The sequence below is a fragment of the Sorangium sp. So ce145 genome (assembly GCF_051525985.1).
GTDB classification, from domain to species: Bacteria; Myxococcota_A; Polyangia; order Polyangiales; family Polyangiaceae; genus Sorangium; species Sorangium cellulosum_B.
The window spans coordinates 370,260-383,005 of sequence record NZ_CP150315.1; the positions used below are offsets into that span (position 1 = coordinate 370,260).

Sequence of the window (12,746 nt, forward strand, 5' to 3'; positions counted from 1 at the left end):
AAGGAGATCCGGGGAGGCGGATCACGGCGATGGGGCCATCGCACCGAGGCCGAAGTGGGAGGCGTAGCCGAGGGCGATGGGGCCGCGGACGGGCTCGGCGAAGGTGAGGCGCAGGCCGAGGCTCGTGGCGATGGGAGGGCGCTGATCGGGCTTGAGCTGGCGCACGTTGCGAAAGTGACGCCAGCGCGCCGCCAGGCGCTCCTCCGGCTGGGGAGCGCCCTCCCCGCGCGCCTCGACGCGGACCTCACCGGGATGACGGTGGCTCCATAACTCCCAGAAATCGCTCGCGGCGCAGTAGCCGCTTCCGTCGAGCTCCACCTCGATGCGCTCGGCACGCGGCAGATTCCGGGATGCGAGTTCGGCCTGGACCTGGCCCTCGAGCGAGTTCGCTCCCTGCCTCTTCAGGTGCCGCGGAGGTACGAAGGGCAGCACGCTCTTCCAGACCCTCGCCGCTCTGGCATAAGGCACCGCCTGCTCGAAGTCTTCCCGCGTGCCGGTGCCCACCAGCGTGACGAACGTGAGCACCTCTTTCACGTGAAATTGCCGCAGCTTGGAGAGCGCCTCATGCGCACGTCCGTCGAACGTCATCGCCGCATGCACGAGCACGTGGTCGATATGGCCTTCGCGTTCCAGCGACGCTGGTAAGAGCCATGCGTGTCTGTGATCCTTGAGCCGCTCTCCACGCGCGTCTCTCCCGCTCAGGCAGGGAGATGGTCCGATGCCGTCGCGGCGATCCGAGTGGCTGACGAGCTTCGCATGCAGCACCTCCATCCAGAGCAGGCCGTCCACGAGGCGAGGCAGGACTTCTCCTCGTGCGGTGTCGGACGACAACGCGAGGAGTGCCGTGTCTTTCTGCGAGGCGTTCCGGTGAGCTGCCCGTGTTGCGCTGGCTGGCACCTTCGCAAGCGCGTCTCGGCTGCGCCAGTACGATAGCCATCGGCTGCCGGGCGGCTGACTCCACCCTTCCCGCTGGAGATCGCTGGTGTCCTTGAGGAGCGCCGCCAGGAGGTCCGCCGGATAAAGCGCGTCGAGCTTCGCGGCCTCCTTCGAAGCCGCGCTCTTCTTCGGCGCCTTCGCGCCTCGCCGCGCCGGCTCCTCCTGCTCCGTGCCGCGCGCTGCGCCCACGCGCTCGCTCCGGAAGGCCGCGTACTCCGGGGCGCCGAGCGGCGCGAGCAGCGCGATGCGCTCGTAGCCCGGCCCGGGGGCACACTCCGACGCGCGGCACGGAGACAGGTCCTCCGGCAGGACCTCCGTCGCCTCGGCAGCCACCCAGGACTCGGCGCGTCCCAGGTAGCTCAAGCGCTCTGCGAGCGCCTCGAAGAGCGCTCGCTCTGCCGCCGTGGGCTCCACGTCCCAGGTGACGCCGAGCACCGCGCCGTCGCCGCGCCCGACGAACGCGAACGCATCGAGCACCTTTGCCGTGGCGTTCCTGTGGACGGGCATGTAATGGCGCGTATGGCCAGTCGACGCCGGCGGAAGATGGTAGACGGGCGGCGATGTCGCCAGCCGTTCTATCAGCGTCCGGCCTTCCGGCGGCACCGCCGTCCAGCCGAGCCGGGCGAACCCGGTCGCGAGGAGCGCACGGCAGAGGCGCCACGGGCTAGGCGGCCACTCGATGTCCCCTTCGTTCACGTGACGGCCCCAGGGGGTCGCGTGGTACGAACCGGCCAGGAACCGGATAGCTAGCCGGAGCATCAGGCGGAGAAGGTGACGGTCGTCGGAGCGCCGGCGCCCGCGAACAGGTCCTTGCACGCCGCGATGGCCGAGGGCAGCTCCGCCCGCAGCGCGGCCGCGGGCGGCACGACGAACGACTCGGGGCGAACCACGCGCAGCGACCCCTGGGGCGCGAGGTCGCACGCCGTCCGCAGGCGCAGGTCACCTTCCAGCAGCGCCGCGATCTTGTAGAGCGCGAGCAAGGTGAGCAGCCGCTCCGCCGCCGCGCCGAGGCCGTAGCCGCGGATCTGGTGCAGATCGAGGCTGAAGAACGCCATGATCCGTTTCGCGGTGTACTCGTCTCGGTGGAACGGCACGTTGCCGAAGCCTTTGCCCGTATCGCCGCTCGGGTTCACCGCATCGTTCTTCACGCCACCGGAGGCGGCCACGCGCACGTCCTCGGCCTCGATGAACGACGACAGCGCGCGCTCGATGCGCAATCGCCCGCCCACGAGGTCGGGCTTCGCGAGGAAGAGGCCGTGAAGCAGCGTGTTCGCGTCGTAGCGAAACACGATGGCCGCGAGCTTCCTGCGATCGATCGGTCCCTCCGCCAGGGGTGCGGTCTCGTCCTTCAGCCGGTTGAAGAACGACTTGTCCTTGCTCTCCAGGATGTAAGGCGAGTTGAGCCGGTGCGCTTCCGTGATCGAGCTCGTGAGATAGCCCTTGTCCGGGCGGACCACGCGCACGTACGAGAGCCCTTTGAGCTCGGGGACCAGGTCCTGCGCGGTCCGGTCCCAGCACACCGCTTCGAGCCGGTTGGCCATGCTCTGCGCGCTCTCGACGAGCAACCGCTGCCCGCCGTCCACGGGATCCTCGAAGACGCTTGCGCCCAGATCCGGGAAGCCGGTCGGCTGGAAGCGGACCCCTTGCACGGGGCGCAGCTCCTGCTCGAGCAGCAGGCGCGAGGGGTACGGGGCGCGATCGGGGAGCAGGGCGCTGAGATCGATGGGCATGATCACTCCGACGTTGCAGGTGCCGCAGGCGGCGGCGTGGACGGCGCGTCCTCGACCGCGGGACCGGCCGGCTTACAGACCAGCCTGAGGAGCTTCACGAGATCCTCGGGCGCGACAGGGATGGCGAGCGTCGCGGCGAGGCGCCGCGCGAGATCGGCAGAGCCCGCGACGAGGCGCAGCTTCGGGCGCGCCCCGGCCGCGGTCAGCGTGCGCACCGCCGCGGCTCCTGCGTCGTGCAGGCGCCCCGCGACGAGCAGGCGGAGCGGCGCCGGATCGAGGCGCGGCTCCAGCGGCGACAGCTCGCCGGCGCCATCGCGGCCGGGAGCAGGCCGGGGCTTCACCTCGTCGGGCGTGTACGCGAGCCGGAAGAGCCCGTGGAGCGCCGACGGGCGCTCGGCGCGCGGCGCGCGCGACGGCCGCGGCGCACGCCTCCAGTCGACCGCCATCAAGGCGCGCGACAGCCCGGCGACGCGCGCCTCGTCCACCGCGCCGTCCAGGAACAGCGCGATGTCGTCGAGGTGCGCGTACGCGCGGCCGCGCAGGGGAAAGGCGCGCGCCCCGTGGAGCGGGGCCTCGATCATGCGGCGCAGCGCCACGGCCGTGAGATCGTCGGCGAGATCGCGGCCGGCCCAGACGACGCGCGGGTCGCGCACGAGGCCGTCGGCGCCGAACGCGAGGCGGCGGAAGCCGGAGCGCGGATCCAGCGGCAGGCAATGGGCGCGGATCGGGCCGAGCTCGTCCGCGCCGGGGCGCTCCGCCGGGCCTGTCTGCGACGCGATGGCGGCGGCGAGGCGCAGCTCCGCGGAGCCGTCGTCGGCCGCGCTCCACCACGCGTGGGACAGCGGCGGAAGCGGCCCGAGCCACGGCGCTGACGCCGCGACCTTCGGCCGCGAGACGAGCGCGCTCTCCGCCTCGGCCAGCCCGAGGAGCAGCCGTTGCCAGCGCTCCGGCGACCCGTCGCGGCACACCGCCAGCATCGCCGCCTCGACGCGGCGGAGCGCGCGACCGAGCGCCGCGGGCGCGCTGTCGCCCTGGCCCAGGCGGCGCAGGCCCTCGACCCAGGGGTCGATCTCGTCGAGCAACCGCGACCGCGACGAGGTGCCGGCGCCATCGCCCGCCTCGACCGCCCACCGGCCGAGCGGCACCGCGAGGTTTGCCTGCCCGTTGCGCTCGATGTACCCGAACCGGACGAACTCGGTCACGCCGCGGGCGACGCCTAGCCCGGTGACAGCGCGCGCCGCGTCGATGGCGTGCCCCGCCTGCCGCTTGTTCGCGCTGGCGACGAGCCGCCCCTCGGCGAAGAGGGCACGCACCTCGGTGAGCGTCGCCGCGCCGCCCCAGAGCGGCATCCACTGCTCGCCGCGCTGGTTGCCCTCGTCGGCGGCGCACGCGCTGGCGTAGCCGCCGGCCCGCGCTCGCACCGCGAACGGCGCGGCCGCCTGCACCAGGTCGGCGCTCTCGAGCCTCCGCACCGCGGCGACGGGCAGGAGCAACGCCCCTTCGAGCAGCAGGACGAAGTCCCACGGGTTCACGAGCGACTCGCCCATGTAACCCGAGGCCTGGTTCGGACCGCCGGCGTTCCCCGGCAGGAACTGGCCGACCGCGCGCCGCTCCAGCCCCGGCGCCGGCTCGCCGAGGAGCGCGGCCGCGAGCAGCGGGCGCGCCGCCGGTCGCGCGGCGCCGGTCGCCGGATCGAAGAGCTCGATCAGGCGCTGCATGCGGTTGTTGGTGAAGTCGAGCCGGCCGTCGTTGCCGCCCGTGCCGAGCAGCGCGGGGTACTTCGCCGCGTCGCCGGCCAGGACCACCGCGGCGTCGAGCCACGCGAGCATGGCCTCGGGCCACGCGCGCCGGCAGGCGCGGATCATCTCGAGCTTCTCCTCGCCCTTCGGGCTCTCGGCGCGCGCCGCCACGATCGCGCGCCCCGCGGCGATCGCCTCGCGGTAGAGCGCGAAACGGTCCGCCGGCGAGGACGAGAGTGGTTCGATGCCGTCCTTCGTGTCCTTCGGATAGAACCCGCTGCCGCCGTTCCACGGCGCGATGATCGGCGAAGGCGCGTAGGCCTCCAGGAAGAAGCGCGCCAGGTCATCGCGATCGAGCGCCGTGACGAGCTCGTACCGCCCGCTGTTCCAGCGGGCCCGCGCCCCGCGGTCGGCCTGGCTCGCGATGGCGCGGAGGACGCCGAGCGCCTTGAGGTAGCCGGCGATCGGCTCAGGGGTGCATCCGGCGAGGTGGTGGAGGTGGAGGCTCATGACGTCGCGTCCATCGAGGCGCGCGCATCGGCGGCCCGGAGCAGCGCCTCCAGGTAGGCGAGCGCGAAGGGCCCCCACGCATCGAGCAGCGCCGAGACGCGCTCGCCCCAGGAGGCGCCGAACCGCGCCCCGACGCCGAGCGCGGCGGGCTCGAGGGACAGCGTGAGCGACGGAACCGGGGCGTCGCCTTCCGCAGCGGCGAGCTCGAACGGGGCGAGCGCGTCGTCCTCGCACACGCCGTGGATGCCGCCGTGGCCCTCGGCCTGGTCGTGCGGCGTGCTCGTCCATGCGGTGCGCACCTTGCCGTGATGCGCGCAGACGAGGAAGGCGACGAGGTTGAGCTCCTCCTCCGAGAGCGCGGCGAGCTCGCGCGCGAGCGGATGGCTCCGATCAACGGAAGCCTCCGGCGGCGCCGCGGGCGGCGGCTCGCCCAGCGCTGCGAGGAGCTCCGCGCTGCCCCCGAGCAACGCGGCATGCTGCGGATCCGCGCGGCGGAGCAGCGCGAGCAGGGCGAGCGCGCTGGCGAGCTCGTGCCGGAAGCCCGGCCGTGTCGGGTAGCCCTTCCCGGTCCACGCCCCGCGCGGCGCCTTGGCGAGATCGCGGCGCAGGCCGACTTCACCGGCCTCCGCGCGGGCGTCTTGCCGGATGGCGTCCTGGAACACCGCATGCGCCTTGCCGGCGTCGTGCCAGCGCGCCGCGAGATCCAGGAGATCCGCGAGCCGCGCCGGCAACCGGAGCGCCGTCGCGATGCCGCGCAGCTCCTCGGCCGTCTCGCGGCCGTGCGTGGCGATGCTCTTCCATGCCGCCTGCGACAGGCTGTCGTCCTCCGCTGCCTCGGCGCTCTGATCGAGCCGAAGCGCCGCGCTCTCGGCCGGCTCCGCCGGCGGAGCCACGGGCACGACGTCGGCGCTCGCCTTGGGGTTCCAGCCGAGATCCGCCGTGTACCCGCCTGCGGACGACGGGAGCAGGAGCGTGCTCCCCGGCGGGATGCGATCGACCTCGTCGACCCTGCGGTAGGTGCCGAGCACATAATCGAGCGCGAAGACGGGGCGCCCGCGGCGATCGGCGCGCACGAAGTCGCGCAGATCGCGGACCGGGACGGGGCAGAGCTCGGCGCGGTGCACCCGGCCGACGAGCTCGCGGGGGACGCTCTTGCTCGCCGCGTCGACAGGCCTCCAGAAGACGCGGACGTCGCGGTCTTCCCCGCTCCGGATGTACCGGCCGACGTCCAGATCGCTGCCGGTCAGGTCGGGCGTCGTGTCGAACAGCTCATCGACGTCGCGGCGGCGCAGGACGTGGGCCGGCGCGTAGCGGTAGAGCCGGCCGAGCAGATCCGGGGCGCACGCCTGCTCGAAGGCGTCGATGGCGCGCGGCGAGGCGTCGCCGGCGCTCCGGGCGAACGTCGCGGCGGCCTCGGCTGCGGCGTCGAGCTCGGCCTCCGCATAGGGCGCCGTGGTCTTCGTCTTGCCCAGCACCACGATGGCGCCGGACTCCCCTTCATAGCGGGCGCAGCGCCCGAACCGCTGGACCAGGCTCGACCAGGGCGCGAGGTCCGTGATCAGCAGGCGCGCCGAGATATCGACGCCCGCCTCCACGACCTGCGTGGCGACGATGATGCGCCCCTCCGCGGGGAGCGCGTCGGGGCGGCTTGCGGCGCGGCTCAGGAAGTCGCGGCTCCACTGCGCCCTTTCGGCGCCGCGGAAGCGGCTGTGCACGAGCTTGAGCTCCGGCGCGCCAGGGCGCCGGACACGCGCCTTCCCTTTGCGCTCGTGGCATCGATCGTCGAGCGCCTGGAAGAGGTCGACGGCGCGCTGGACTTGGTTAACGACGATGAGCGAGAGCGTGCCCTTTTGGTGCATCTCCAGCGCGAGCTTGGCGACGTCGGCCTCAGCCGCGACATCGCGGAGGTCGATCGACTTGCTCACCTCCCACAGCCCTCCTCGGCGCTCCGCCTCCTGGATGCGCACGGCCTGTTCGTCGAGGGCGGGGACCTGTCCTCCAAAGTCGACGGTCGCGAGCCATCCGGGCTGGAGCGTGGCGCTCATCCACCATGCATGGGTGGGCCGCAGCCGCCGGCGCGCGGCCGCATCGTGGTCGCGGAACGCGGCGAGCTGCGCGCTCGTGGCGAGTCCGACATCCATGAGCTGGATCTCGTCGAGGACCCAGAGCGCGTCCTGGCTCACGAGCCCGAACGGCATGGGCCACCGCGCGCGGCCCGCGCCGTAGCCGCGGTTCATGGCGCGCGAGAGCAGCATGTCCTGCGTTCCGAGCAGGATGGCCGGCTGCTCCGGAGCGAGCTCCCAGCGCTGGCCCTCGACTCCGCCCATGAGGACGTTCACGGCGACCGACAGCCCCGACCGCTCGAGCCAGGCCCTTATGGCGGTCTCGGTTTGCTCGACGAGCGTGCGCATCGGGAAGCAGAAGACGAGGCGCGTGGGCCAGCCGAGGTCCTCACGGAGCACGCGATGGTAGAGCCAGGGAAGCACGACGCCCGCCGTCTTGCCGAAGCCGGTCGGGATGCGGAGGAGCCGGTGTCCGCACTGCGTCGCCTCGCCGAGCGCGCGCTGCCAGCCGTGGGGCGAGAAGCGGGTGACGGTCTCGAACCAGGCAGCGTAGGGCGGCGGAGGCATCACGTGGGGACGTTCCAGGTGCCGGGCGCGCGGGGAGGCGCCTCCTTCAGGCCAGAGCAGCTTCGCAGAAGAGCGAGGGCAGGGGAAGCGTGAGATCGACGCTGGCGGCGGCTCATCCGCGCTGTTTTGAGCGCTCGATTGTCGCTTGCAGGATCTGCAGCGCCAGCAGGTCCTTGGGACGCCCAGCTTTCTTTTTGACCTCGACCAGCTTCTCCAGGGTGAGAACACGGATGGAGAGCCGCGGTGTCTCCAGCGTGAGCGTCTGGTCGAGGAGGCACTCATAGGTGGTCTCGTCGTCGTGCATGCTCAGCGTTCCCAGCAGATCCAGCGGACCGAATTTCGTGCTCAAAGGCTTCACGCCGAACGTGGTCAGGTGCGACTCGGTGGGAACGATGTGTCGGCCGGCGAAATCGCGGAATCGGGCCTCGAGCGCGGACAGCGCGTCCAGCATCCGGCGGATGTTCCGTGCGTCGCGCGAGTACAAGATGTCGAGGTCCTTCGTGTTCCAGTCTGCGCCTTGCAGGCTCGCGGCCACGCCGCCGATGACGATGAACTCGACCTCGTGCGCCTCGAGGATCTCGAGGATGCGCCCGAACGGGACCCCCGCGTACGACTCGATCATCTCAAGCCTTTCCCTTGGTGTCATGTCGAGGACCCAGTCGATCAGGGTCAGATCGACGCCCTCCTCGTTGCAGGTGGGCACGGCCAGCGCTGCGGCCTCTTCGGCGGCCAGCCGTTCCTCCAGCTCTGCATAGATCGCGTCCGAGGCGGCGAGCGCTTCGTCCACATCGGCGATGTCTCCCTGGATGAGGCAGGCAGGGCTTTGCTCGATGCGCCGGCCGGTCCATCGTCCGGTGGCCACGACGACTCCGTCCCGCAGGACGTCCACGCGGTGGCCATCGACGACAGCGGTATACCCTGCGCCCGGCATGACGGCGCGAGCATACCGCGGGAGGGTCGCCGGGTCATCCCTGTCGAGCGGCCGGCCTGCCGAGCGGCGGGATCTGCGGCTGGTACCGCGCGGGTTCTACAAGGCGCCCTCCGCATCGGGGCCAAGAAGGGGCACGCGTATCCACTTACGGTTTCCCGCTCAAAATTATCACTATTTTAAGTTTTTTCTCGGTTCTTGACCCTGCCGGCGGCGCCAGCGTCTCATGACCTCGCAAGGAGGCACCATGGCGTTGGAGCGAGCGCACGAGGGTGTTGCCGAGGAGCCGGGTGAGCTGTTGGCGCGGGCGAAGCCGCTCCCGCGGAGGCTGCCTGTCGCGGGAGCGCCGCCGGAGCTGGTGCCGGCGCGGATGATCAACGAGGTGCTGTATTGCGAGCGCCTGCTCTACCTGGAGTGGGCGCAGGGCGAGTTCGAGGACAACGTCTTCACGGTGGAGGGCCGGAGCGTGCACCGGCGCGCGGACGTCGCGGGCGGCGAGCTGCCGCCGCGGCCGGCGGGGGCGGCGGGTGGCCCCGCCGAGGCGACGCCCGCCGCGCCGGCCGCCGCGCCGCCCGCGCCGGCGCAGCGGCGGCGCGCCTCGGCGAAGCGGGCGGACGCGGACGACGAGGCCGAGGAGCCTGCGCCGTACGAGGCGCGCAGCGTGTGGCTGTCGTCGGAGCGGCTCGGCATCACGGCGAAGATCGATGTGGTGGAGGGCGACGCGTCGGGGCGCCTGGTCCCGATCGAGTACAAGCGCGGCCGCGCGCCGGACGTGCCCGGCGGGGCCTACTTGCCGGAGCGCGCGCAGCTCTGCGCCCACGTGCTGCTCCTGCGCGAGCACGGGTACACGTGCGACGAGGCGGCCATCTACTTCGCGGCTTCGCGCCGGCGGGTCTCGATCGCGATCGACGACGCGCTCATCGCCACGACGCACGCGGCCGCTGCCCGCGCGCGGGAGGTGACGGCGGCCGCGGCCATTCCTCCGCCGCTCGTCGACAGCCCGAAGTGCAACGGCTGCTCGCTCGTGGGGATCTGCTTGCCCGACGAGACCAACCTCTTGCGGCGTCTCGACGGGGAGGATCTCGACGCGGCGGTCGAGGCGGAGAAGGAGAGCTCGCCTCTCGACGCTGGCGGGTCGGAGGAGCTGGAGGGCCCGCTGGAGGTGGATCCGTGGGGCCTCGCCGGCGCAGCGGGCGCGGGCGCGGGGTCCGAGGACGGCGACGAGCAGGCCGGGGCGGAGCTCAGGCGCCTCCACCCTGCGCGGGACGACAGGCTCCCCGTGTACGTGCAGGAGCAGGGGGCGCGCATCGGGCTCGCGGGGGAGCGGCTCGTGATCACCGGCCGCGCTGGTGGGCAGACGGAGGCGCGGCTCTCGAACACGTCGCAGGTCGCGTTGCTCGGCAACGTGCAGATCTCGACGCAGGCGATGCGGGCGCTCCTGGAGCGCGGGATACCGCTCTGCTTCCTGACGTACGGCGGCTACTACCTCGGCCGCGCGACGGGGCTCGAGTCGAGGAACGTGGAGCTCCGGGTCGCGCAGCACCGCGCGGCGGCGGACGAGGCGTTCTGCCTGTCGTTCGCGCGCGGCGTCGTGGTGTCGAAGATCAAGAACGCGAGGACGCTGCTCCGGCGCAACCACGCGGCGCCCGACGCGGCGGTGCTGTCGGAGCTCGACCAGCTCGCGCGCAAGGCCGCGGAGGCGCCGTCGTTGCCGTCGCTGCTCGGGATCGAGGGGACGGCGGCCCGCGTGTATTTCGGGGCGTTCGCGGGCATGTTGAAAGGCGCGGGCGAGGCACGGGGCGAGTTCGACCTGGAGGGGCGCAACCGGCGGCCGCCGCGCGATCCGGTGAACGCGCTCTTGTCGCTGGCCTACGCGCTGCTCGCGAAGGATCTCGCGACGACGCTGGGCACGGTCGGGCTGGATCCGCTGCTCGGCTTCTATCACCAGCCGCGCTTCGGGCGGCCGGCGCTGGCGCTCGACCTGATGGAGGAGTTCCGGCCGATCGTGGCGGACTCGGTGGTCGTGGCGGCGATCAACAACGGGGTCGTGGCGCCGGACGATTTCCAGCGCTTCGGCGGCGCGGTGGCGCTGCGGCCCGCGGGGCGCAAGAAGTTCCTCCAGGCCTACGAGCGGCGGATGGACCAGCTGGTGACACACCCGGTGTTCGGATACCGGATCAGCTACCGCAGGGTGCTGGAGGTGCAGGCGCGGCTGCTCGCGCGGGTGCTGCTCGGCGAGGTGGAGGCGTACCCGTCGTTCCGGACGAGGTGAAGGCGTCGTCCCGGAGGCGGTGAGGGCGTCGTTCCGGACGAGGTGAGTGAAGGCACGGCGCGGGAGAGCGCGGGCCGAGGGAGCGAGGGAGCGAGGGAGAGAGCGAGCGAAGGAGGCCGGCGTGAGGCAGAGCTACATCGTGAGTTACGACGTCTGCGATCCGAAGCGGCTGCGCAAGATCTTCAAGGCGATGCGGGGATACGGCGACTGGCTGCAGCTCTCGGTGTGGCAGTGCGAGCTGAGCCGGAGGGAGCTCGTGGAGCTGCGGCGCGATCTTGGGCAGATCATCGATCCGAGGGTGGACCAGGTGCTGATCATCGACATCGGTCCGGCGAACGGGCGCGGGCTGAGCGCCATCGCGTCGCTCGGGAGGGCGTACGTCCCGTCGGAGCGGGTGGCCGTGGTGGTGTGAGGCGCTGCGCCGGCGGGGGAGGGGGACGGTCGAGCCTGCGGCGTGTCCGGGGTCTCGAAGCCCAAGCGTACCAGCCAGGGTAGGGCGATGCTCCTTTCCCAGGTGTCGTCGCGCAGGGCGGCGAGCTCGCGGATCGCGTCGCGGAGCACGGCGCTGGCGCCGAGCAGGCGCAGGACCAGGGTGTCGCGGGTGCGCGGCAGCTCCGAGATGACCACGCTCCGACCGCGCGAGGTCCGGTCGAACGGCCCTGCCGCGAAGCCCGAAGCCGTCCCGGCGCCCCAGGCCGGGGCGGTCGGCACGCTGTGAACCCGTCCGGGTGATCCGGCACGTCCAGGCGGGAGATGGTCGGACTCGTCTCCCGCCTGGACGTGCGTCCAGAAAAAGACGAGTGGACCCGTCTCCGCGGTGGACGTGCCTCCACAAAAGACGAGTTGGATCCGTCTCCGCGGTGGACGTGCCTCCACGAAAGATGGGGGCACCCATCTCCGCGGTGCGGGTACGAGCGCGCTCGCCCGGGGGACTGGGATGGTCTGGGAACGCGGGCGAGCTCGGTCGCGCAGGCCGCCTCGGGGAGAAGGATGACCTGTCCGGCGCAGCGACCGACGGCCGGCGCCACGGTTACCGCGGTCCTGGCGCGAGAACACGCCGGCCCGCAGCACGCAGGCGCTGCGCGGCAGCCGGCGGGGCGGTGGGGGGCCCCGGTATCGTGCCTGCAGTAGGTAGGAAGGAGAAGGAAGGAGCGCCGGTCCCGTGCGCGTGCGCCGTTTCGTGACAAACGGATCCGGCGGGGCAATCACGGTGAGCGACGGCGGCGGACGGTGGGGAAGATGGCGGCGGTGGGTCGAGCGCGGTCGGCGCACCGTCGAGGGCCCGAGCCATCGGAGATCCGCGTCGCGACACCGGCCGACCGCAGGTGGGTGAGCGGACGAGGCCGGGCTGGAGAGACACCGCTGCGCGCGACGACGGAAGGGCTGGGCACGGCGAGGCGGGGGTGTGGTAGAAGGGAGGCGACGGGCCCGCTGCGAGCGGTGGAGTGACGCGAAAATCCCGGGAGGCGCTCGCAACGCCGGTAGGTCTTTGAAATGACGATGGTTTTCGAGAGGGAGGGGTGCCTCCGGAGGGCCCCCGGCAGCCGGGGAAGGGGGCGCCAACGGGAACCTCTCGCAAACCGGCTTGCAAGTACGCGAAATGTCAGGTACGTCTGGGAGGCCTCTCTCCGCCGCTGAAAGGCGGCGGCCCCATTGAAGCACGACGAGCATATCGCGGCCCGTGCTGGCCTTGCTCACTCTCCGCCGCTGAAAGGCGGCGGCCCCATTGAAGCCGACCAGATGGGCGGGCCGATACCGAGGGTGCGGGCCTCTCCGCCGCTGAAAGGCGGCGGCCCCATTGAAGCACGAGCTGAAGCGCAGCGCGGCCACCGCAACGCCGCGCCGCCGTCCCTCCCGGCGCCTCTCCGCCGCTGAAAGGCGGCGGCCCCATTGAAGCAGCGCTCCGTTCGGCGAGCGCGGCCCTCACACGTCGCCTCTCCGCCGCTGAAAGGCGGCGGCCCCATTGAAGCAGCTTCTCTCCGACTACATCCCGGCGGATCC

General features: G+C 72.2%; 8 protein-coding genes and 1 CRISPR repeat array (1 of these 9 only partly in view). Of the genes, 3 read left to right on the forward strand and 5 right to left on the reverse strand.

Features of this window, described 5'->3' with window-relative positions; all coding sequences use genetic code 11:
• Positions 1-21: 21 nt before the first annotated feature.
• The 5 genes from csb2 to WMF34_RS01405 all read right to left on the reverse strand — a co-directional run bounded on the left by csb2 (position 22) and on the right by WMF34_RS01405 (position 8,476).
• A complete protein-coding gene (gene csb2, locus WMF34_RS01385) occupies positions 22-1,695 on the reverse strand; it encodes a type I-G CRISPR-associated protein Csb2 (RefSeq protein WP_437992172.1) in 1,674 nt (557 codons plus the stop codon).
• Complete coding sequence (gene cas7g, locus WMF34_RS01390; RefSeq protein WP_437992173.1) at positions 1,695-2,666, reverse strand: type I-G CRISPR-associated RAMP protein Csb1/Cas7g; 972 nt, start codon at positions 2,664-2,666, stop codon at positions 1,695-1,697. Before cas7g ends, csb2 begins: the two co-directional genes overlap by 1 nt.
• A 2-nt stretch (positions 2,667-2,668) precedes the next feature.
• Complete coding sequence (cas8g1, locus tag WMF34_RS01395; protein ID WP_437992174.1) at positions 2,669-4,915, reverse strand: type I-G CRISPR-associated protein Cas8g1/Csx17; 2,247 nt, start codon at positions 4,913-4,915, stop codon at positions 2,669-2,671.
• On the reverse strand, positions 4,912-7,545 hold the full coding sequence (gene cas3g, locus WMF34_RS01400; RefSeq protein ID WP_437994602.1) for a type I-G CRISPR-associated helicase/endonuclease Cas3g: 2,634 nt from the start codon (positions 7,543-7,545) through the stop codon (positions 4,912-4,914). Before cas3g ends, cas8g1 begins: the two co-directional genes overlap by 4 nt.
• A 112-nt stretch (positions 7,546-7,657) precedes the next feature.
• Entirely contained in the window at positions 7,658-8,476 is an 819-nt protein-coding gene (locus tag WMF34_RS01405) for a hypothetical protein (protein ID WP_437992175.1), read from the reverse strand.
• A gap of 244 nt (positions 8,477-8,720) precedes the next feature.
• Between WMF34_RS01405 and cas1 the strand changes: the two genes are divergently transcribed.
• From cas1 to WMF34_RS01420, 3 genes are all read left to right on the forward strand, one after another.
• Complete coding sequence (gene cas1, locus WMF34_RS01410; RefSeq protein WP_437992176.1) at positions 8,721-10,745, forward strand: CRISPR-associated endonuclease Cas1; 2,025 nt, start codon at positions 8,721-8,723, stop codon at positions 10,743-10,745.
• A gap of 121 nt (positions 10,746-10,866) precedes the next feature.
• Positions 10,867-11,157, forward strand: coding sequence for a CRISPR-associated endonuclease Cas2 (cas2, locus tag WMF34_RS01415; RefSeq protein WP_437297341.1), 291 nt, complete (start codon positions 10,867-10,869; stop codon positions 11,155-11,157).
• Positions 11,158-11,244: 87 nt separating this feature from the next.
• Positions 11,245-11,463, forward strand: a complete 219-nt coding sequence (locus WMF34_RS01420; RefSeq protein WP_437992177.1) for a hypothetical protein — start codon at positions 11,245-11,247, stop codon at positions 11,461-11,463.
• A gap of 906 nt (positions 11,464-12,369) precedes the next feature.
• A CRISPR array of direct repeats spans positions 12,370-12,746; the repeat unit is 36 nt; unit sequence CTCTCCGCCGCTGAAAGGCGGCGGCCCCATTGAAGC; it runs 6,843 nt beyond the window's last position.

Excerpts from the sequence above, each read along its gene's own strand:
- csb2 (WP_437992172.1), bottom strand. The coding sequence starts at position 1,695 with ATGCTCCGGCTAGCTATCCGGTTCCTGGCCGGTTCGTACCACGCGACC.
- cas7g (WP_437992173.1), bottom strand. The coding sequence starts at position 2,666 with ATGCCCATCGATCTCAGCGCCCTGCTCCCCGATCGCGCCCCGTACCCC.
- cas8g1 (WP_437992174.1), bottom strand. The coding sequence starts at position 4,915 with ATGAGCCTCCACCTCCACCACCTCGCCGGATGCACCCCTGAGCCGATC.
- cas3g (WP_437994602.1), bottom strand. The coding sequence starts at position 7,545 with ATGCCTCCGCCGCCCTACGCTGCCTGGTTCGAGACCGTCACCCGCTTC.
- WMF34_RS01405 (WP_437992175.1), bottom strand. The coding sequence starts at position 8,476 with ATGCCGGGCGCAGGGTATACCGCTGTCGTCGATGGCCACCGCGTGGAC.
- cas1 (WP_437992176.1), top strand. The coding sequence starts at position 8,721 with ATGGCGTTGGAGCGAGCGCACGAGGGTGTTGCCGAGGAGCCGGGTGAG.
- WMF34_RS01420 (WP_437992177.1), top strand. The coding sequence starts at position 11,245 with ATGCTCCTTTCCCAGGTGTCGTCGCGCAGGGCGGCGAGCTCGCGGATC.